A 21144-nucleotide genomic window follows, 5' to 3' on the forward strand; every position below is an offset into this window, starting at 1 on the left:
ATGCGCCGCAAGCTCACCGAAAAGATGGAGGGGCGCGTTCGCCTCCGCCGCTGGAGGGCGATGAATGCCGGAGCGAAGATCTCGCTCGTCTTCCTCGGATTCATGGCCCTTCTCGCCGTTCTCGCGCCGATCGCGGCGCCGCACGATCCGTACGCGACGTTCGGCAAGAACCTCGAGCCCGGCACGCACGAGGTGTGGGTCGGCGCGGCCAAGGAACACCTGACGTTCCTCTTCGGAACGGACGGAAGCGGCCGCGACATCCTTTCGCGCATGCTCTACGGCGCCCGGTACTCGCTCGTCATCGGATTGGCCGCCACTGCCTTTGCGCTGCTGTGCGGCGCCGTGATCGGCTCGGTGGCAGCCGTTTCCCGCAAGTGGATCTCCGAAGTGATCATGCGGATCATGGACATCGTCATGTCCTTCCCGGGCATCGCGCTCGCAGCCGTGTTCATCTCCGTGTTCGGCACAACCCTCCCGGTCATCATCCTCGCCATCGGATTTCTTTACATCCCGCAGATCACCCGCGTGGTCCGCGCAAACGTCATAGCCGAATACGGCGAGGACTACGTCAACGCCGTGGTCGTCTCCGGCGCCCGCGCCCCCTGGATCCTCGTCAAGCACGTGGCGCGCAACAGCGTCGCCCCGATCATGGTCTTCGCAACCGTCCTCGTGGCGGACGCCATCGTCTTCGAGGCGTCGCTCTCCTTCATCCAGGCCGGCATCCAGGAGCCGACGCCGACGTGGGGCAATCTCTTGGCAAACGCCCGCGCCGGCGTCATCTACAACTACTGGTGGGCCGCCCTCTTCCCGGGCTTGGCCATCATGCTCACGGTCCTGTGCCTCAACGTGCTCTCGGAGGGGATGACCGACGCCATAGTCGCCGCGCCGAAGGGCCCGGTCGACGTTCCCGAGACCTCCTCCGACGCCGAACGCGAAGCCGACAAGATGCTCGTGGACCCCGTGGCCGCGCACAGGCTCCAAGCCGAGGCGCTGAGCAACCGGCTCGACGCCCTCAAGGAAATGGAGACCCTGAGGAAAGACCGCCACATTCCCGTTTCCGAGGAGCCGCCGCTTCTTCAGGTCAAGGACCTTTGCATCAGGTTCCCGCGCCACGGCGACGTCAACGTGGTGGACCACGTCAGCTTCTCGGTGCGGCCGGGCGAGACGATGGGCCTAGTAGGCGAATCGGGCTGCGGAAAATCCATCACATCCCTTGCAATCATGGGCCTGCTCGATCCCCGGGCCGAAATCTCCGGCGAGATCCTCTACGACGGCAAGAACCTCCTGGAGCTCTCGCCCTTAGAGCGCAACGCGCTGCGCGGGCACGAGCTCGCGATGGTCTACCAGGACGCGCTGTCCTCCCTCAACCCGTCGATGCTCATCAAATCCCAGATGAAACAGCTGACCAAACGCGGGGGAACGCGGTCGATGGAGGATCTGCTGGAGCTCGTCGGGCTAGACCCCCACCGAACCCTCAACTCCTATCCGCACGAGCTCTCGGGAGGCCAGCGCCAGCGCGTCCTCATCGCCATGGCGCTGACCCGCGACCCCAAGCTCGTCATCGCCGACGAGCCCACCACCGCCCTCGACGTCACCGTGCAAAAGCAGGTCATCGAACTGCTCAACAAGCTGCGCGACGAACTCGGCTTTGCGATGGTGTTCGTCTCCCACGACCTCGCCCTCGTGGCCGAGGCAGCCCACTCCATCACGGTGATGTACGCGGGCCAGGTGGTCGAGCAGGCCTCGACCGTCGAGCTGATGACCGACCCTCGCCACGAATACACCCGCGGGCTTCTCGGCTCGGTCCTCTCGATCGAGGCGGCCTTCGGGCGGCTCCACCAGGTTCCTGGCACGGTCCCGTCCCCGAAGGACTTCCCCTCCGGCGACCGCTTCGCCCCGCGCTCGAGCCACCCCGGCGTGGGCGGCGACGTACGGCCCGTCATGCGCCGAGTCGAGGGCAGCTGGCACTTCTACGCCGACCATCCCGAAGGGTACGCGGCGATCGCGGCAGCGGCCGTGTCCGCTGCGATCGCGATCCCTTCGGCTGCCAGCCCGGATCGCGCGCCGAATGCGAGCCCCGCATCCGCGCCGGGCCTCGGCCTTGCGCGCGACGAAGGCGCCGCAAACGGCGTCGGCCGTGTGCGCGACGAGAGCGCCGCGCCCGAAGACGGGCGCCCCACACTAAAAACGGAGGAGGAAAAATGAGCGCCGAAACCCTTCTGGCGAGGACGGCCGGGGGCTCGGTCGCCGGTTCCGCTCCCGCAGACGTCGCGCATCCCGTTGAGAGCGGCTCGGCAGAGTCGCCCCGCGGGCGCGGCGGCGGGTCCGGGCCGATCATCGAGCTCGACGACGTCCACGTGACGTTTAGAACGCGGACCGCAGGAAAGTCCATCAGGGCCGTGCGCGGGGTGAGCCTCAAGCTCATGCCGGGCGAGACGATCGGCATCGTCGGCGAGTCCGGCTGCGGCAAGTCGACCACGGCCAACGTCATGTGCGGGCTGCAAAAGCCCACCGCCGGCCGCGTCTATTTCCAGGGCCGCGAGGTCACCAAGCGAACGGTCGAGGACAGGCGCGCCATCGGGCGGGTCATATCGGTCGTCTTCCAGGACCCGGCCACCGCCCTCAACGCGAGGATGGCCGTTCGCGACCAGCTGGCCGACCCCCTCCACGTGCACAAGGTCGGGACGAAGCGGGAGCGCGAGGCGCGGGTGCGCGAGCTCGTCTCGCTGGTGGGACTGCCGACGTCGGCCCTCGACGCCCTCCCGGGCCAGCTTTCCGGCGGTCAGCGCCAGAGGGTCGCCATCGCACGCGCGCTCGCGATCAAGCCCGCGGCGATCATCGCCGACGAGCCGACGTCGGCCCTCGACGTCTCGGTCCGCGCGCAAATCCTCAACCTCCTGACCGACCTGAAGGACGAGCTCGGGCTGGCGATGGTGTTCATCAGCCACGACATCCAGACCGTGCGCTACGTTTCCGACAGGATCGTTGTGATGAACGGCGGCCAGATCGTCGAGGAGGGGCCGGCGGCGACGCTGCTGGCCGACCCGCAGGATCCCTACACACGCAAGCTCCTGAGTGCGGCGCCTTCGCTTTTGCACCCGAGCATTCCAGACGACCTCGCATCCGCGGATGAAGAATCGCGCGGTACAGCAAAGGAAGAGAGCACATGGCAGCCCACGCCGACTTCAGCGGAGTGATCCCGCCCGTCGTCACGCCGCTCACCGCCGATCGCGAACTCGACCGCGCAAGCTTGAAGCGGTCGATCGATCGAATGATCGACCGCGGGGTGCACGGCCTTTTCCTTCTCGGATCCTCGAGCGAGGTCGTGTTTTGCACCGACTCGCGCCGCAGGGAGATCGTCGAGACGGGCATCGAGGCCGCCGCGGGCCGGGTTCCGGTGCTCGTGGGCGTCATCGACGCTCAGACGGAGAGAATGGTCGAACACGCCCGCGCAGCGCGCGAGCTCGGGGCCGACGCCGTCGTCGCGACCGCCCCCTTCTACGCGCTCGGCGGCCCCGACGAGATCGAGGCCAACTTCCGCGCCATTCGCGAAGAGGTCGACCTTCCGCTGTTCGCCTACGACCTGCCGGTGTGCGTCCACAAGAAGCTGGACGCGGACATGCTCGTCGGGCTCGGAAGCGAGGGGGTCCTCGCGGGTGTCAAGGATTCCTCGGGCGACGACGTCAACTTCCGCTTCCTCGTCCAAAAGAATCGGGCGGCCGGAAGCCCGCTCAAGCTGTTCACGGGCCACGAGGTCGTCGTCGACGGCGCATTCCTTTCCGGGGCCGACGGCGTCGTTCCCGGACTGGGCAACGTCGATCCGTACGGGTACGTCCAGCAGTACAAGGCCTACCGCGAAGGCGACTGGGACGCTGTCGCCCAAATCCAGGACAGGCTGGCGCTGCTCATGACGATCACCTCGGTGACGGAGGGCGCCGTGGGCTTCGGCGCCGGCGTCGGGGCGTTCAAGACGGCGCTTCAGCTTTTGGGCGTGTTCGAGACCAACCAGATGCCGCGCCCCGTGCGCGCGCTCGAGGGCGGGAACGTCGAAGCCGTCCGGAACGTGCTCGTCGCCGCGGGGATGCTTGCGCGATGAGCGGCGCGGCGGAGCCTTCGCCCGAGGGGGAGGCGGAGGGACGGCGCCTCGTCCTCGACATCGGAGGCACGAAGATAGCGGCGGGAGTCTGCACTCCAGGTCAGCCTTCCGTGCGCCATCGGGCGACCCGACCCACCCGGCCGCGCCGCGGGGGCGCGGCGGTTGTGGAGACGGCGCTCGAGCTGGCCCGCGAGGTCGCCCGGAAGGCGGGCGGCCCGCTGGCCGGCGTCGCAGCGGCCAGCGCCGGAGTCATCGACCGTGCGACGGGCACGGTCGTCTCCGCCACCGACCTCATGCCCGGCTGGGCCGGGACGGCTCTCGGCCCGGCCCTCGCCGAAGCCCTCGGAGTTCCCGCGTTCGTGCTCAACGACGTCCACGCCCACGCGCTCGGGGAAATGCGGTTCGGGGCGGGCGCAGGCCTGCGCAACGCGCTGGTGGCGGCGGTCGGAACGGGAATCGGCGGGGCGATCGTCGCCGAGGGAAAAGTCCTGTTCGGCCCGCGGAACCTCGCCGGGCACGTCGGCCACGTCGGCCACCGGCTCGGCGAGGGCTTCGCATGCTCGTGCGGGCGCGACGGCCACATCGAGCCCGTCGCCTCCGGAACCGGCGTCGTCCGCCTTTATCGTTCTCGCGGCGGATCCCCGGACGTGAACGACGGCGCAGAGCTTCGCCGCCTGGCGGACCGGGGCGACGTCGAAGCGCAAAGGGCTTTCTCCGACGCCGGCGCCGCCCTCGGAGAGGCTCTCGGGTCGCTCGCCAATTGCCTCGACCCGGAGGCAATCGTGCTGTCCGGTTCCCTCAGCGGCGTCGGAGAATACTGGTGGGCGCCCCTGCGAGCCGGGTATCGCCGGCAGGCAATGGATCCCGTACGCGGCGTCCCGCTCGTGCGAGGAACGCTTGGCGGGGACGCCCCCTTGCTGGGCGCGCTCGCCTACGCCGCTGAGTTTCAGGAGGAAGAATGCACCCGTTGATCGCCTCGCTTCGAGGCCGCCTCATCGTTTCCTGCCAGGCCTATCCCGGCGAGCCCATGCGCTGCCCGGAGACGATGGCACAGATTGCGCTCGCCGCCGAGCGCGGAGGGGCCGCCGCGATCCGGTGTCAGGGACTGGCGGACATCGCAGCCGTCAAGGGCCGGGTCGAAGTGCCCGTCATCGGCCTGTGGAAAGAGGGACGCGAGGGCGTCTACATCACGCCCACGCTGCGCCACGCCAGAGCGTGCTCGAACGCCGGGGCCGACGTCGTCGCCGTCGACGCGACGGGGCGCCCGCGGCCCGATGGCCTGACTTTCGCCGAAACCGTGAGGGCGTTGAAATCCGAGGGCGTCCTGGTCATGGCGGACTGCGGCTCCATCGACGACGCAGGGCGGGCCGCCGCAGCGGGATGCGCGATCCTGTCGACGACGCTTGCGGGCTACACGGGCCAGCGCCCTCGCACCGACGGGCCCGACGTCGAACTGCTCGAGCTCATGGTCGCCGAGTTCCCAGAATTTCCGGTCATATGCGAGGGCCGAATCCACACCCCCGAACACGCCGAGGCCGTGATGGCAGCGGGCGCGTGGGCGGCGGTGGTCGGAACGGCCGTCACGCATCCGACGACGATAACCGGATGGTTCGATGACTCCGTGCGGCGAGGGGGCGAACGCGCGAAGCGATGAGGCCCGCAGCGTTCTGAGCCGTTCGCGTTCCTCGCCGGCGGGGAGCGTTGCCCATGTACTTTCCCGCGGGACTGCCGTAGCGTAATGGAAATTGTCGGTTGCCCGCCGCCCATATGCGAACTGCAAAGGAAAACGATGCCGCTACCGCGTTCTTCCGTCGAAGGTGAGTCCGAGCTCAGCGAGTCCTTCCACGATTCAGGCGGACGGGAGAAGCCCTCTGCGAACCGCGGGCAGGCACTGGCGGTGGCGATCGCGTTCGCTTTCGGGTCGGTTGTAATGCTCGGCTGGCTGGTGTCCGACCGCGGCGAGGATCCAGCGGACGGGGCGACGCCGGCGGGTGCGTCCGAGACCCGGTCGGCTGCTTCCTCGGCGGACGGCGCGGGCGGCGACGGCGGAATCCCTACGGACGCTGCGACCGTGGAAGTCGCCGGCCTCAAGGGCAAGAGCGCCTCACGAATCCTGGCCAAGGCGACGTCCTCGAAAATCGATGCGGCCCTCTCCGACGGGAAGGGCTGGACGGGCGGCCCGCTCAGGGTCGAGGCCGAGTCGTTCTCCCGCGTCGTCGTTGGAAAAGTCGATCGAAACAAGGGCGAGACGGCGCCCTCGGAAAAAGATGCAGAGTACTTCGTTGAGGCCTCGCTCAAAGTCAGGAACGCGGGCTCGGGCGACGTTCCCTTCTACGACGTCGATTTCGTCCTCGTCGATTCCGAGCGCGGCCTTGTCAGCTCGTCGAAGGGCGACGAGGGCCTGGACGAGGGCATAACGCTCAAGGGGGGCGAGGAAACCACCGTCAAGCTGCGCTTCAAAGTGAACAAGGACCTGCAGGAGGCCAAGTTTTTCTTCGGAACGTCGGACAGCTCGGGCATGGTTTTCTACGAAGTCAGCGAACCTGTGACGCTCAGATGATCCGGCTGGGTTTGAGGGCCTTTTTAGGAGACGCTTCGGCCCGATGGGAGTAAAGTTGGCAGCGCACCGCCACCGACGTCGGCGTCACGCAACATAACTAGAAAGTTTAACTTTTAATGCAACTAAATATCTGATCGCGCTTTTAAATGTGATTAAAAGCCTCATATTTTTATACGATCTACTTAATAGTTGTTTTAAATCAGATCGTATTGATTAATTGCTTTTATTTTGTTAAGGTGATCTTATGGAAATGGCGAAAGCGGCGTCCATGGCGCGAGAGCTGATGGACGGACACGGGTTGCACGGGTGGCGGCTCGATTTCGATCGGGCCCGGCGCCGTGCTGGTGTGACGAGATATGCTGAACGCACGATCTCCCTGTCTTCGCTCATCGTTCCGCTGTGCACGGTCGATCAGGTGCGGGACACGGTCCTCCACGAGATCGCCCATGCTCTCGTGGGGCCCGAGCACGGACACGACCCCGTGTGGAAAAAGATGGCCGTAAAACTCGGGGCTTTGCCGCGGGCGTCGGCGCGCGGCCTGCCGATGCCCCCCGCGCCGTGGATCGGACGGTGCCCGGAAGGGCATACGGTCGAGCGTTTCCGTCGGCCGAGGTCCCCGGTGTCGTGCGCCAGGTGTTCCCCCCGTTTCGACAAGCGCTTCCAGCTGCGCTGGGTGCGGCGGTAAGGGGAGCGCACCTCCGAACGCACATTGTGGAGGCGCTTTTCACACTGGTAGGATACGGTGCTAGCATGATAGCGTCGATTTGCAAGAGTGCATCGGGTCGATTGCCTGGGCGAGACACGACGATGGGAATGACATGACAGATTTTTCATACGGATCCGGGGGACGGCAGGAACCCGGAAGAGACGGATACGCCGCTGGGACCGGACCTTGGAGTTCTGAGCAAGGGCCTCAATCAGGCGCGCCCTACAACCAGCAGCCCCTCGGCTACGAGGGAGCCTTTGCCTCCAACAGCCCCAACGCGCCGAGCCAGGCCTCCGCCCCCGATGCGGCGGCCTGGGAGTACGACTACGCGCCGAGCGTCACGCCCGGGTCTTCCCGCCCGTTCTCCCAGCCGCCGGCCGGGGGCCCTCCGTTCGGCGACCCGCGACAGGCGATGGGCTACGGCGGCGCCGGATACCCGCCCGGAGCCGCCTTCCAGCAGCCGAGGAGGAGAGTCTCGCCCGCGATAGTCGTAGTGGCGGTCATAGCGGTCGTCGGCGTCGTGGTCGGAGCGCTCTGGGCGACCGGCGTGTTCGGAAAGAGCAAGCCCGAGGCCGATCCGACCCCCAGCGTCACGACGACGGATCCGACCGACGACGATACGACGGACCCGACCGACGACGATACGACGGATCCGTCCGACGACGACACGACGGACCCGACCGACGACGACACGACGCAAAGCAACGATCCTCAAGACCCGTTGGGGCAGATCGGCTACCAGATAAAGCCGGTGACGAAACAGGGCGACACCTACACGCTCCAGGACACCACTGTTCAGGTTCTCGAATACAAAGCCGACGCCCGGGAACAAGTGAAGGTTGCCAACAGTCGAGACTACAAAGACGATGAGGCCTACGTCGGCGTCAAGATTCGGTTGACCAACAATGGGTCGCAACGCACATACCCCTTTGATTACAGGTTCTACGTCGGCGATCCGTCGTCCAACAACCTCATGTTCGAAGTTGAAGACAGTTCTCAAGGAGCGTTGACGTCGTCGAAATACGTGGAAGTAGGAAAGCCGATCGAGGGGTGGGTGTACTTCAGCGCACTGGATCCCCCGAACGCCGGGAAGATGAAGCTGTACGTCCGCACTCCCGGCGATCATTACCCGAAGAAGGTCGCCTACCGATGCGAGGAGCCGATAGGTTAAGGTCAAGTCCGCGCGAGGACCTTGGCGATGCGCTTGGCCGAAACCTTGCCGTTCGTCCCGAGCTGCTGGGCGAAAAGGGAGACCCGCAGCTCTTCGACCATCCAGCGGGCCTCGTCCAAGGCCGCCGCGGCGCTCGGGTCGTAGGCACGTGAAGCGGCGGCGGCTCGAGCGGCTTCGACCTTGTCGTTCACGTCTTGAATCTGCCAGGCCAGCGCGTCGTCCCCGGAGGGATTCGTGGCGGCCTTCTGGATGCGGATATACGCAGCTCGAAGGTAGCGTTCGATGTGCGGCAGCCTGGCAGCGGGTGTGCGGGAGACGAAACCCGACGGAACCAGGTTCGCCACCTGCTCCTTGACGTCGGCGAGGGTGGCCAGCAGCGCGGGCGAACGGCTCTCGGTTATCCACTTGTCGACCTCGGCCCGCCGCGCGCAAATCTCGGCGACGTCGAGGCTGATTCGGTAAACCTCGTCCTCGTGGCGCTGCTTGGCCCAGGCGCGCAGCTCGTCCCACTGGCTGCGCGTGCGGACGTCGGCGACGTCGAGGCCGTTCTCGGCCGCCCACTTCGCGGCGAGATTGCGGGCCGACGCCAACTGGATGTCCGCGACCAGGGCGGACGTGTCAGGGTACGGGCTCCCCGCGAGCGCCAACGCTTGAGCTCCCGGCCAGCGGCTCGTGATCCGAGCCTCGGGCAGGGCGATCGCCGCTGCCAGCAAAGCTGCAAGCCCGCGGCGGTGTTCCCGGGCTTGGAGCGCCGGATCGGCCAAGACGTCAAGCCTGACTTTGCCGTCGGCCCCCGCTGCGAGCGCCGGGTAGCCGCGCACCGTCATTCCGTGGGCGCCAGTCGTCTCGACCGACGTCGGAATGACGCCCCCGGACGCGTCCGGCCAGCCTCCGAGGCTCTCGCCGAGCGGCAACGCGGCGCCCTCTGCGGCGCCGCCCGCAAGTCGGAAGTGCGCCTCGTCCAAAGCCTGCGCGACGGCGCCTTTGACCACGGATTCGACCGCCGAGCGGGTGCGCGGCGCGAGTTCCAGCTTGAGCCTTTCGAGGCTCGTCGATTCGTCGAGCACGGCGCCGCGTTCGGACCTCACGCGGAAGAGGACGGAGAGATGCTCGGGCAGCCGGGCTTCCTCCCATGCCGCGTCGTCGATCCAGAAGCCGCGAAGCCGAAAGACGGCTTCGGCGAAGGCCCGGCGGAAGCTTGGCGCGCCCTCCTGTCCGTGGGCGACGTCCTCCCAGCGAGGCAGAAGCGGGAGGATCTGCCGGGCGACGTCGGGCGCGGGGACGAGTTGGCGGCGCACGCGTTTGGGCAGCGCGCGGATCGTCCCCGTCACGAGGTCTTCGCGCATTCCTGGAACGAGCCAGTCGAACCCTTCGGGGCGCACCTGCGGCAGAAGCGTGACGGGAATGGTGACGGTGACGCCGTCGGCGTAGGCGCCGGGGGAGAAGGAGTATTCGATCGGCAGGCGGATCTCGCCCTGCCGCCATTCGGCGGGGTAGTCGTTTTCGTCGGCCTCGGCCTCGCCCACCAGGAGCTCTTGGGTGAAGTCGAGCAGGTGGGGATCGTCGCGTTTGGCCTTTTTCCACCAGGAGTCGAAGTGCCGGCCGGAGACCACGAAGTCTGGGATGCGCTCGTCGTAAAAGGCGGCGAGGGCTTCGGGCCCGGCGACGAGGCCGCGGCGGCGCATTTTCTCTTCGAGCTCCCGCGCCTCTTCGAGGGCCCGCTCGTTGTCCTTGAGAAACGCGTGGTGCGTTCGCCAGTCGCCTTCGACCAGCCCGTGGAGAATGAACATCTCGCGGGCTTCCTCGCGGGCAGACTCCGAGCCGGTCGATGCCAGGAGCACGGGCCTGTCCGCAGCGAGCGTCATCCCGTACAGCGTGACCTTTTCCTTGCACATGGCGGCGCCGTTCCGCGAGCTCCAGAAGGGCTCCGAATACGTTCGCTTTACAAGATTCTTGGCCAAGGGCTCGATCCACTGCGGCTCGATCGCGGCCACCGTGCGGGCGAAGAGCCTGGACGTCTCGACCAGCTCGGCCGCCATGACCCACGCGGGGGTGCGCTTGCTCAGCCCCGAGCCCGGCCAGATCACGAAGTGGGCGCCGCGGGCGCCTTCGTAATCGCGCGAGCGCTGTGAATAGTTGCCGAGGTTGGACAGGAGGCCGACGAGCATGGAGCGATGGATCGCGCCCGCTTCGGGAGTGTCCGCTCCCCGCCCGAAATCCCGGCACGCCGCGGCTGCGGCGCCTGAATTGGGCGCGCCTCCGAGCGCGGGGGCGCCGTTCTCCCCGGCCTGCCTTATCTGCGCGCGGCCGGGCAGGCCGATGGACGCCGCGTCAATGCCGAGGGGTTTGGCGAGTTGGCGCAGCTGCGCGACGACGTCGGCCCATTCGCGAAAGCGCAGATAGTTGAGGAACTCGGTGCGGCACATTCGACGAAACGCCGAGCCGGAGAGCTCGCGACGCTGGGTGTTGAGGTAGCGCCACAGGGTGAGGTACGCGAGGAAATCGGAGGAGCGCGCCGTGAAGCGGGCGTGCAGCTGGTCGGCCTGCGGGCGCTTTTCGGCTGGGCGCTCGCGCACGTCTTGGACGGATAGAGCGGCGACCAGCACGAGCACTTCCGAGGCGCAGCCGTTTTTGTCCGCTTCGAGGAGCATGCGCCCTAGCCGGGGGTCGATGGGGAGCCTCGCCAGCCGCCGGCCGACGGGTGTGAGCCGGGCGCCGTCTATCGCCCCGATTTCGGTCAGAAGCTGGGCGCCCGCGCGCACGGCCCGCTCCTCGGGAGGGTCGATGAACGGAAAGTCCGCGACGTTCCCCAATCCCAGTGCAAGCATTTGGAGGATGACCGACGCGAGGGAGGTTCGCTGGATCTCAGGCTGAGTGAACTTCTCGCGCCCGTCGAAGTCTTCCTGCGAATACAGCCGGATGCAGATGCCGTCCGCCACGCGTCCGCTGCGGCCCGCGCGCTGGTTCGCGCTCGCCTGCGAGATCGGCTCGATCGGAAGGCGCTGCACCTTGGTTCGCGCGGAATAGCGCGAAATTCGAGCGGTTCCCGGGTCGACGACGTAGCGGATGCCCGGAACGGTCAGCGAGGTCTCGGCGATATTCGTGGCGAGGATGATGCGGCGATGGGGGCGCCGTTCGAAAATGCGATGCTGCTCGGCCGCCGACAGGCGCGAATACAGGGGGAGCACCTCGACGGCGTCGGGAACCGAGGACCGCCCGCCCGGCTCGATGTGCCTGCGTCCGAGTTCGTCGGCGAAGGCGGCCTGCGCGTCGCGAATCTCGCCCTCGCCCGAGAGGAAGACGAGGATGTCGCCTGGCCCCTCGGCCATGAGCTCCTCGCAGGCCTCGACGATCCCGGTTACTTGGTCGGTCGCTTCGCCGCCGTCGTCCCCGACAAGCGGACGGTAGCGGATTTCGACGGGGTACGTGCGCCCGGAGACTTCGACGACGGGTGCGTTGAAATGCTTGGCGAAGCGCTGCGTGTCGATCGTGGCGGAGGTGATGATGACCTTGAGGTCGGGCCGCCGCGGCAGGAGGCGGGCCAGGTATCCCAGCAGGAAGTCGATGTTGAGGGAGCGCTCGTGGGCTTCGTCGATGATGATCGTGTCGTACCGGGCAAGTTCCGGGTCGGACTGGATTTCGGCGAGCAGGATGCCGTCGGTCATGAGCTTGACGAGGGTGCCGGGGGAGACTTCCTCCGTGAAGCGCACCTGGTAGCCGACCTGCGCGCCGAGGTCGACGCCGAGCTCGTGGGCGAGCCGGTCTGCCACCGCGCGGGCCGCGATGCGCCTGGGCTGCGTGTGGCCGATCATGGCGCTCGTTCCGCGGCCCAGCTCCAGGCAAATTTTCGGCAGCTGGGTGGTTTTTCCCGACCCGGTCTCTCCCGCGACGACGACGACCTGGTTGTCGCGAATTGCCCGCGCGATCTCGTCTCGGCGGGCGGAAACGGGCAGATCGGGGTAGGCGATTTTCGGCACGGATCTCTTGCGCGCCTCCACCTGCTCGGCGGTGAGCGGCGCCTGCCGCTTGTCGCGGCCCTGCTCGCGGCCTGCGCCGTCGCTCTTGTCGCGCTTATGATTGGGTCGCTTATCCGAGCGCTTTCTTCCGGGGTTTCCGGCGCCTTTGGGGTCTCCCGCTTGCCCGCTGGGACGGGCGGAACTGGCGGAGCCCTCTGTGTCTGACGGCGTGGGGCGGGGATCGGCGGAGGAATTGTCTCGAAGCATACGGGCCAATTCTCCCACGTGCCCCCGGGTCACTCGAATTGCGCGGCGAGCTGGGCCAGGCAGGCCTTCCAGAACTCCTTGGTCTCGGCGACATAGGCGGCGTCGTGCAAGCCCGAATGCTCCACGGAGATCTGAGTGCGGCTCTCGCCGGAGGACGTCGGCTCGAGCTCGTGCACGCCCACCGTGATGAGCGAGCCGTCGGCGGCCTCGAGCCGAAGCGACCTGCCGGGGGTCCGCCCGCGCACCCCGAACTCGCAGTCGAGCCAGTCGCGGCGAAGGTCGTCGTCGTCGAGGAACGGCCACACGGCCTCTGCCGGGTGCCGAATCGTCTTCCACGCGCCCGTGCGCAGGGGGCCCTTGCGCGTCCTGCCCTGGTGCCGGGCGCGTTCGTAGTCGATCGTGAGCGACTGGGCCCACCAGGCGTCGACCTCGTGCTTGACACCCAGCCAGCGCGCGATGCGCCTTCGGTCCCAGCTCTCGGCTCCGGCCTTGTCGAGAAGCGCGAACCATCGCTGGCGCGACCGCCCGGTGGCGGCTTTCAGGCGATCGTCGCTGATCGCGGGACTGTGTGCCGACGTCGTTGTTCCGCTCATCATTCCTCCTGGCAGTAGTCTAGCCATAAGGTGTGGCTTCGGTCATATTTGACGGGGGCGCGGCCCTTCTGAGCTTTGATCGGCATCGACGGATAAAATCGATGCTGAACCGACACGCACAGTTAGGAGTGATTATGGGAGTGAAGTCTCTGGCACTTGGATTGGCCGCCGGATACGTTCTGGGGGCCCGCGCCGGGCGCCAGCGCTACGAGCAGATCGCCAAGGTCAGCTCGAAGGTCTGGAACTCGAAGCCCGTTCAGGCCGGGGTCGGCAAGGCACGCGACGCCGCAGGGGCCGGCTATTCTTCGGCGAAGGCCAAATTCTCGCCAAAGGACGACGACGAAATCGAGGCGGCCGCCGTCGAATTCTGAGTCTCTAGGGCGGGCCTGACGTGAGTGTCGCGCAGATCTTCACACACGCTTTTACTTTCTTCGACGTCTTCGGAGTGGTCTTGGCCGGAGTACTCGGCGGAATGGTCGCGCGCGAAGAGCGTTTCGACCTCGTCGGCTTCGTGGCGCTCGCCGTCATGGTGGCTTTGGGCGGGGGGATGCTGCGAGACGCCCTGCTGCAAAAGGGCCCGCCCGTCGCGCTGACAAACCCGTTCTACATCGGCGGGGCGTTCCTGGGCGCCCTCATCGCCTTCGCCATGCGTATGACGGGCAAATGGTGGAATCGCTTTTTCATCGTCGCCGACGCCTTCGTCGTGAGCACGTGGGCCGCCACCGGCGCGATCAAGACGCTCGAGGCCGGCTACGGGGTGGGCCCGGCGATGCTTCTGGGCGTCATCACGGGTGTCGGGGGCGGCATGTTCCGCGACATTGCGGTGGGGAGGACCCCGGCGATCTTCGGCGGAAACACGCTGTACGCGACGGGTGCGCTCGTGGCGACGTGGCCCGCGATCGTCCTTTGGAGCCTGCATAAGCCCTTCCTCGCCCTCGTCTCCGGCATGGCCGTCGGCGGGCTGCTGTGCGTCGCGGCCCGCCGGTTCAAATGGAAGCTGCCCGTCAACAACGACTATTCGCTCACTCAGCGCGTCCGGGTGAGCTTCGAGGAATACGCGCGGGCCAAGGCCGTCGAGCGGACGATGCGCCTCGACAAGGCCCAGCGCGAGAAGGTCCGCCTCGACAAACGCAGGGGCGAGAAATGGCGGCGCGAAAAGACGATGACGAGCCGACGCCGCCGCCTGCGCCGCCGCAGAATCCTGGACGAGTGAACGGCCTGCACGCCCGTCGTCGACCGCTGCCCCTTTGCCGAATAGAAGTCCGCAGAGCGGAATAGAGAGTCCGCAAAGCGGAAAAGAGGGTGTCGGTATGCGGATCTTTGTTATAGAATCACAGTGTGACTGCAGGCGCCTCATCGAAGAGGAGCCGCCACGCCCCAGAATCAAGCACTAAGGAGATTTCCATGAAGATCGGTTTCATCGGCCTCGGCATCATGGGCCGCCCGATGGCCAAGAACCTCGTCAAGGCGGGGCATGAGCTCTACGTCAACGACTTCCACAAGGAAGCGGTCGATGACCTCGTGGCCCAGGGGGCCACCGCCGTCGCGAACGCCAAAGAAGCTGCCCTCGCCTCGGAGCTCGTCATCACGATGCTTCCCAACTCGCCGCACGTCAAGACGGTCGCCCTCGGCGAAAACGGGATCGTCGAAGGCGCGCACGAAGGCCTCGTCTACGTCGACATGTCCTCTATCGCGCCACTCGTTTCGCGCGAGGTTCACGACGAACTGGCCAAAGTCGGCATCCCCATGCTCGACGCGCCGGTCTCGGGCGGCGAGCCCAAGGCGATCGACGGCACCCTGGCCGTCATGGTCGGCGGCGACAAGGCGGTGTTCGAGCAGGTCGCGCCCGTCCTCGACGTCATGGCCGGATCGGTCACCTACGTCGGCGCCATCGGGGCCGGCAACATCGCGAAGCTCGCCAACCAGACGATCGTCGCGGTCAACATCGCGGCGTGCGCGGAGGCGTTTGTGCTGGCTCAGAAGGCCGGCGTGGACCCCGAGGCCGTCTTCCAGGCGATCCGCGGCGGCCTTGCCGGGTCGACCGTCATGGACGCCAAGGTTCCGATGATGCTCGCCCGGAATTTCGCCCCGGGCTTCCGCATCAACCTGCATATCAAGGACCTCAACAACGTCCTCGACACCGGCCACGGCGTGAACTCGCCGCTGCCGCTGACCGCAGCGGTTCGCGACATGATGAGCGTGCTCCAGGGCGACGGCTTCGACACCGACGACCATTCCGGCCTGCTCAAGTACTACGAGAAGCTCTCCGACATCGAGCTTCGCCCCGGCGAGCCCGAGGAGTGAGCGCCTGCTGAACGCGACGGCCTCGGCGCCCGTGCGTCCACGCCGAGGCCCCGCGGCTAGCGCTTTCGGTTTTCGTTGCCGCGCTGCCAGTTTCGTTGCGGCGCGGCTCAGGAGGTTCAATTGAAGATCGTATGCGCGCCTGACAGTTTCAAGGAGTCGATGAGCGCCGCGGAGGCGGCGGCGGCTCTGGCCGAGGGCGTGCGCCGGGTCGCACCCGACGCCGAGTGCGCGGAGATTCCCATGGCCGACGGCGGCGAAGGCTTCACCGAGTCCCTCGCCGACGCGCTCGGCCTTTCCGCCGTCGAAGCGCCGGTGCTCGACGCCTACGGGCGCCCCGCACTCGCCCGTTTCGCCCTCGCCGAAGGGCTGGCCGTCATGGAGTGCGCCCAGGCCATCGGGCTCGGAATGGTTCCCCCCGAGCGGCGCCGCATCCGCGAGGCCAGCACGTTCGGCGTCGGCCAGATGATCCTCGCCGCGCTCGACGGCGGGGCGCGCGAGTTCCTTTTCGGCATCGGCGGCTCGGCCACGAACGACGGCGGGGCCGGGATGCTGCGCGCCCTCGGAGTGCGCTTCCTCGACGCCGAGGGCCGCGAGCTCGACGGCTCCCCCGCCTCCCTCGCGAGGCTCGACTCGATCGACGCCTCCGGGCTTGATCCCCGTGCCGCGGCGGCGACCTTCAAGATCGCCTGCGACGTCGACAACCCCCTGCTCGGCCCGCGCGGATCTTCCGCCGTTTACGGGCCGCAAAAGGGCGCGTCCCCGGAAGACGTCGCCTTCCTGGACGGAACCCTGGAGCGCCTGGCGAGGACCGCCGGGCACCTTGACTCCTTCGCCGCGGCCCCGGGGGCGGGCGCAGCCGGGGGGCTGGGCTACGCCTTCTCCGCATTTCTCGGCGGCGAGCTGCAGTCCGGGGCGGACCTCGTCGTGGAGGCCGTCGGATTGGCGGAAGCCGTCAAGGGGGCCGACTTCGTCTTCACCGGAGAAGGGGCGATGGACAGGCAGACGCTCATGGGCAAAACCCTGTCGGGGGTCGCGCGGGCGGCCGCGGGCGTGCCGATCGTCGCCTTCGCCGGGAGCCTCGGCGAAGGCGTGGAGGAGCTCTACAGCCACGGCTTCGTCGGCCTCGTGCCGATCGTCGCGGGCGTGACCACTCTGGAGGAGGCTCTCGCGGGCGGACGCGAGGCTCTGGCCGACGCCGCCGAAAGGACGGTGAGGCTCCTGCTGGCGGGGGCGGCTCGGAGCGCCGATCTGCTGTGAAAAGGACTTTCTTGCATTAAAGCGGCCAAAACTTGGAACTTATAATGCATCGTCGTGCTTCGCGCAGCTCCCGGCCCGTCGAAGCCGACGGTGACGCCTCTGCGCCGCGGGCGCCTCCCTCGGCCGCAAGCTCCGCAAACATTCAGCAGGTGACGCCGCTGCTGCTGCCCTTTGCCACGTCGCTGCTGCAGCTCTTTCCGCCGACTTCCACGCGCGCCTTGTGCCGTGCGGCTGAGCATTGACCCCTCGGAGCAGGAAGTGTAACCTGGATCTCGTTAGGTTGCCCTTACCGGCGAGGGGTTCGCATGAGTGAAAATCGCGAGGCAAAGGCGCGAAAGAGCCTCGAAAAGGCGAGGGCGGGGCAGGCCGCCGTCAAGCGGCTTTCTCGCCCGGTCAGGGGATGGATCGGCGTCGCGCAGCTCCTCACGGTCGCATCGGCCGCGCTCGGCGTCGTGCCCTACATCGCCCTCGTCCGCCTGGGGGACCTTCTGCTGAGCGCCTACCGAAGGGATTCGCCGGTCGACGCGGATCGGGCCCGCGGAGTCCTCATGCTCCTTCTGGCCGCCTACGGCGCCCGGCTCGGCCTCTACTTCGTCGCGCTCCTCCTCACACACGTGGCAGACCTCAAAATGCGCGACGGCCTGCGCCGCTCGATCGTGGAACGGCTTTCGCGCGCGCCTCTCGCGTGGTTCTCCGACAAGGGATCCGGCGCGGTGCGCAAGGCGGTCCAGGACGACGCGTCGATGGTCCACACGGTCATCGCCCACGGCCCCGTCGACAAGACGAACGCCCTCGTTTCGCCGCTCGCCCTGCTCGTATACGTCTTCACGCTCGACTGGCGCCTGGGCCTGCTGTCCGTCTGCACCGTGCCGATGTACGGGCTCACCTACAGCCTGACATTGAGGGGCATGGCGGAGAAGACGGCGGAAATGGACGAGAAACTCGAAAGGGTCTCCTCCACGATGGTCGAATTCATCGCCGGAATCGCGGTGGTCAAGGCCTTCGGCAGGGTCGGCCATGCGCACGCGAACTACATAGAGCAGGCTGAGAAATTCGGAAAGTTCTACAGGGCCTGGGCGATGCCGCTCGTGACGACCGCGGCCCTGTCCCAGATGTGGATTTCGATTCCGGTGCTGCTGTTCGTCAATCTGGGAGGCGGAGCTTTGCTTATCGACGCAGGCGTCGTCGACGTTCCCAGCGGATATGACACCGTCATCGGCGGCGACACGGCCCTTTCCGGAGGGCAGGAGCAGCGGATCGCCATCGCGCGGGCCGTGCTGCTCGATACGCCGGTCCTCATTCTCGACGAGGCGACGGCGATGGCCGACCCGGAGTCGGAAGCCGAGATCCAGCAAGCCTTGACCGCGCTGGCGAAGGGGAAAACGGTTCTCGTGATCGCCCACAGGCCGGGGTCGATACGCGGGGCCGATCAGATCGTCGTCCTCGAAGGCGGCCGGGTGCGCGCCGCAGAAGGGAAGGAAGGAAAATGAACCGTCCCCGGGCGCTTTTCTCCAGTTTCAGACGGCTGATGGACAGCGAGTCCTGGGCGATGGTGGCCCGCGCCCTCGTCTTGGCCGCCGCGAGCGGGGCGCTGACCGGATTGGCGCTGCTCGCACTTCTTCCGGCGTCGGCGGCCCTCGCCTCGGGCGGCGCGGGCAGGTGGCTCGTCGTCCTCGCCTGCGTCGGCGCGGCCGCGGCGATCCTCGAGTTCATGCAGATCCGCACGGGGTACCGGGGCGCCCTCGGATTCATGCGCACCCTTCACCACGCCGTGGGCGACAAGATCGCGACCTTGCCCTTGGGGTGGTTCAAGGCGGACACGGCGGGGAGGCTCTCGCGCCTGTCCTCCCAGGAGCTCGTCAACCTCGCGGAGGCGACGGGCCATTTTCTGTACTCTATGGTCTCCAACGCTGCCTCCGTCGTCGTCATCTGGATCGGCGCATGGTTCTGGGATTGGCGCCTGGGCCTGCTCATGACTTTCGCCGCGCCGATGCTCGCGTTGTTCATGAACGCAGCCAGGCGGCTGACCGCGCGGGGGCACGCCTTGACCGAGCCTACCGAGGAGGAGCTCGCTTCCCGCATCGTCGAGTTCTCCCGTTGCCAGGGCGCTTTGAGGTCATGCAACGCCGCGTCCGCCGGACTGGAAAATGCATTTTCAACGAATGCCAAAGCGGGGCGCTCGGCAATGCTGTGGTCGTCGCTGGGGCTGCTGATGTCCGGGACGCTCACGCAGATCATCGTCACGTCGATGGTTTACCTCGTCGGCCTGTTGGCCGTCGGAGGCGAGTTCCAGCCGCTGGAGGCTATCGCGGCCATCGGCATGTGCCTGCGTTTCACGACGATGCTCGACGCCGTCTCCAACGGCCTTTTCGGCCTGGAGGAGCGCCGCCAAAGCCTGATCGGCATTGACGAGGTCATGGACGCCCCGTCGCAGGCCGTCCCCGAGGTTTCCAAGAAGCAGACGGACCCCGGCGCGGTTGCCCTTCGCGACGTCGATTTCGCCTATGAAAGCGAGCACCCGGTGCTGCGCGGGGTGAGCTTCGAGGTTCCCGCTCGGTCAATGTGCGCGATCGTGGGGCCGTCGGGGTCGGGCAAAACGACCATCGCCCGTCTTATCTCCCGTTTTTACGACGTCGACACGGGCTCCGTGGCGGTCGGCGGCGCGGACGTCAGGGAACTGACGACCGAGGATCTCATGGCCCAGCTTTCGATGGTTTTCCAGGACGTTTACCTTTTCGACGACACGTTGGAGGCGAACATCCGCATCGGCTCTCCCGGGGCCGACGACGCCGAGCTGCGCCGCGCGGCCGATCTGGCCGGGGTGACCGAGATCGTTCGGCGCCTCCCGGAGGGGTGGAGCTCGCGGGTCGGCGAGGGCGGGCGCAGCCTTTCCGGCGGCGAGCGCCAGCGCGTGTCGGTTGCCCGGGCGTTGCTCAAGCGGGCGCCCATCGTCCTCTTCGACGAGGCGACGAGCGCCCTCGACGCCGAGAACGAGGCGCACATCGTCGAGGCGATGGAGGAGCTGCGGCGCCACTCGACCCTCCTCGTCATTGCGCACAAGCTCGAAACGATCCTCGCCGCGGACAAGGTGATCGTGCTCAATTCCCGCGGCGAGGTTGCGCAGGAGGGCACGCACGAGCAGCTGATCGCCGTTCCCGGCACGTACGCGGATTTTTGGGCGCAGCGCGAATCCGCTGCGGGGTGGCGCTTGGTGCGTCACACGCCCGCCCGCCAGCGGGCGAGGAGTTCGTACCCGTCGCGGCCGTAGACGGTGGGCACGTGGCGGCTGGCGCGGCCGGCGAGTTTGCCTTCGCGGTTTCCCGGCATCCCGTGGGTGAGCACCTGTTCGACCGCGTCGAGTTGGCGCAGCGCGATGAATTCGACGCGGGAGGGGTGCTCGCGCGCCAGATCCGCGTAGATGAGCGGGTCGTGCTGCCCGTCGTCGCCCACGAGGATCCATTTGATGTGCGGAAACATGATGAGGAGGTTGCGCAGCTGCGTCATTTTGTGCTCCTTGCCGGAGCGGAAGAGGCCGGTTGGCGTGGGGCCCCAGTCGGTGAGAAGCAGCGGGCCGTCGGGAAGGCCGTGTTCGAGGATGAACTGGCTGAGGGTGGGCGCCGTGTTCCATGCGCCCGTCGACAGGTAGAAGACGGGGGAGCCGGGCTCGATGATCGCCTTGTAGAACTCGGAGATTCCAGGCACGGCCTTTCGGGCGTTGGTGTGCAGCACGAACGAGTTCCAGAGTGCGAGCATCGGGCGGGGGAGCCAGGTGATCATGATCGTGTCGTCGACGTCGGAGATGATTCCCGTGCTCACGCCGGGGTCGACGACGATGACCGGCGCCTGCACCGGGTCGCCCGCGGCGGGGGTGATCGTCACGCGGTGGCGTCCGGGTTCGAGTCCGTGGTCCTCGATGAGGAGGTCGATGTAGCCCGACTCCGATGTAAAGGTCTCGACGTCGCGTCCGTTGACGGTGACGGTGACGGGGAGGTACCCGACCTGGGTGGTGAAGAACTGGCGCCACCCCCGTTTGGCCTGCTGCGCGAAGGCCATCTGCCAGTCTGTTGCGTTTGGGTTCGCCATGAGCGCCCGGGCCATGACGCGGACGGCCGACGTCGAACCGTACCCCGTGTACGGGTACAACCGCGGAAGCCACCCTTTTTTGCGGCGGGAGACGATCCCGCGGCGGTTGTTCTCACGTTCGATCTGACGGACGATGTCTGCGAGACCCATA

The 21144-nt window shown here is 67.2% G+C and carries 17 protein-coding genes; 14 read left to right on the forward strand and 3 right to left on the reverse strand.

What is annotated here, in order from left to right; translation table 11 throughout:
- The 8 genes from A4H34_RS02485 to A4H34_RS02520 all read left to right on the forward strand — a co-directional run bounded on the left by A4H34_RS02485 (nt 1) and on the right by A4H34_RS02520 (nt 8533).
- On the forward strand, nt 1-2205 hold the full coding sequence (locus tag A4H34_RS02485) for a dipeptide/oligopeptide/nickel ABC transporter permease/ATP-binding protein (protein WP_064230960.1): 2205 nt from the start codon (nt 1-3) through the stop codon (nt 2203-2205).
- Nucleotides 2202-3197 carry an ABC transporter ATP-binding protein gene (locus A4H34_RS02490; RefSeq protein ID WP_064230961.1) on the forward strand — a complete coding sequence of 332 codons (996 nt, stop codon included), beginning with the start codon at nt 2202-2204 and terminating at the stop codon, nt 3195-3197. Before A4H34_RS02485 ends, A4H34_RS02490 begins: the two co-directional genes overlap by 4 nt.
- Nucleotides 3167-4096: a dihydrodipicolinate synthase family protein gene (locus A4H34_RS02495; protein WP_009197949.1), complete on the forward strand. Its 930-nt coding sequence runs from the start codon at nt 3167-3169 to the stop codon at nt 4094-4096. The genes A4H34_RS02490 and A4H34_RS02495 overlap by 31 nt, the downstream gene beginning before the upstream one ends.
- The gene (locus tag A4H34_RS02500; protein WP_064230962.1) at nt 4093-5067 is read left to right on the forward strand and encodes an ROK family protein; all 975 of its coding nucleotides are present in this window, start codon (nt 4093-4095) and stop codon (nt 5065-5067) included. The genes A4H34_RS02495 and A4H34_RS02500 overlap by 4 nt, the downstream gene beginning before the upstream one ends.
- Nucleotides 5055-5750, forward strand: coding sequence for an N-acetylmannosamine-6-phosphate 2-epimerase (locus A4H34_RS02505; protein WP_064230963.1), 696 nt, complete (start codon nt 5055-5057; stop codon nt 5748-5750). The genes A4H34_RS02500 and A4H34_RS02505 overlap by 13 nt, the downstream gene beginning before the upstream one ends.
- 135 nt (nt 5751-5885) lie before the next feature.
- On the forward strand, nt 5886-6656 hold the full coding sequence (locus A4H34_RS02510) for a DUF4352 domain-containing protein (protein ID WP_064230964.1): 771 nt from the start codon (nt 5886-5888) through the stop codon (nt 6654-6656).
- A 244-nt stretch (nt 6657-6900) separates the two neighbouring features.
- Nucleotides 6901-7341 (forward strand): SprT-like domain-containing protein, encoded by a 441-nt coding sequence (locus A4H34_RS02515; RefSeq protein ID WP_009197945.1) that lies wholly within the window; start codon nt 6901-6903, stop codon nt 7339-7341.
- A gap of 133 nt (nt 7342-7474) precedes the next feature.
- Nucleotides 7475-8533 carry a hypothetical protein gene (locus tag A4H34_RS02520; protein WP_064230965.1) on the forward strand — a complete coding sequence of 353 codons (1059 nt, stop codon included), beginning with the start codon at nt 7475-7477 and terminating at the stop codon, nt 8531-8533.
- Nucleotides 8534-8535: 2 nt separating this feature from the next.
- On the opposite strand, the gene hrpA is transcribed toward A4H34_RS02520, so the two are convergent.
- A complete protein-coding gene (gene hrpA, locus A4H34_RS02525) occupies nt 8536-12756 on the reverse strand; it encodes an ATP-dependent RNA helicase HrpA (protein ID WP_231870924.1) in 4221 nt (1406 codons plus the stop codon).
- A 29-nt stretch (nt 12757-12785) separates the two neighbouring features.
- Nucleotides 12786-13352: a hypothetical protein gene (locus A4H34_RS02530; protein WP_156510220.1), complete on the reverse strand. Its 567-nt coding sequence runs from the start codon at nt 13350-13352 to the stop codon at nt 12786-12788.
- A gap of 131 nt (nt 13353-13483) precedes the next feature.
- On the opposite strand from A4H34_RS02530, the gene A4H34_RS11190 reads away from it, so the two are divergent.
- The 6 genes from A4H34_RS11190 to A4H34_RS11490 all read left to right on the forward strand — a co-directional run bounded on the left by A4H34_RS11190 (nt 13484) and on the right by A4H34_RS11490 (nt 20178).
- Nucleotides 13484-13720, forward strand: coding sequence for a hypothetical protein (locus A4H34_RS11190; protein ID WP_050758758.1), 237 nt, complete (start codon nt 13484-13486; stop codon nt 13718-13720).
- A gap of 20 nt (nt 13721-13740) precedes the next feature.
- Entirely contained in the window at nt 13741-14562 is an 822-nt protein-coding gene (locus tag A4H34_RS02540) for a trimeric intracellular cation channel family protein (protein ID WP_064230967.1), read from the forward strand.
- Nucleotides 14563-14753: 191 nt separating this feature from the next.
- Complete coding sequence (gene garR, locus A4H34_RS02545; protein WP_009197939.1) at nt 14754-15653, forward strand: 2-hydroxy-3-oxopropionate reductase; 900 nt, start codon at nt 14754-14756, stop codon at nt 15651-15653.
- A 120-nt stretch (nt 15654-15773) separates the two neighbouring features.
- Nucleotides 15774-16910 (forward strand): glycerate kinase, encoded by a 1137-nt coding sequence (locus A4H34_RS02550; protein ID WP_064230968.1) that lies wholly within the window; start codon nt 15774-15776, stop codon nt 16908-16910.
- Between the two features lie 305 nt (nt 16911-17215).
- Nucleotides 17216-18400: an ABC transporter transmembrane domain-containing protein gene (locus tag A4H34_RS11485; protein WP_064230969.1), complete on the forward strand. Its 1185-nt coding sequence runs from the start codon at nt 17216-17218 to the stop codon at nt 18398-18400.
- Nucleotides 18397-20178, forward strand: coding sequence for an ABC transporter ATP-binding protein (locus A4H34_RS11490; RefSeq protein ID WP_064230970.1), 1782 nt, complete (start codon nt 18397-18399; stop codon nt 20176-20178). The genes A4H34_RS11485 and A4H34_RS11490 overlap by 4 nt, the downstream gene beginning before the upstream one ends.
- Here the strand turns inward: A4H34_RS11490 and A4H34_RS02570 are convergent.
- Nucleotides 20127-21143 (reverse strand): App1 family protein, encoded by a 1017-nt coding sequence (locus tag A4H34_RS02570; protein WP_064230971.1) that lies wholly within the window; start codon nt 21141-21143, stop codon nt 20127-20129. The two genes, A4H34_RS11490 and A4H34_RS02570, sit on opposite strands and share 52 nt — an antisense overlap.
- Nucleotide 21144: the final 1 nt, after the last annotated feature.

The sequence above is a fragment of the Peptidiphaga gingivicola genome, from assembly GCF_001652275.1.
Taxonomy (GTDB): Bacteria; Actinomycetota; Actinomycetes; order Actinomycetales; family Actinomycetaceae; genus Peptidiphaga; species Peptidiphaga gingivicola.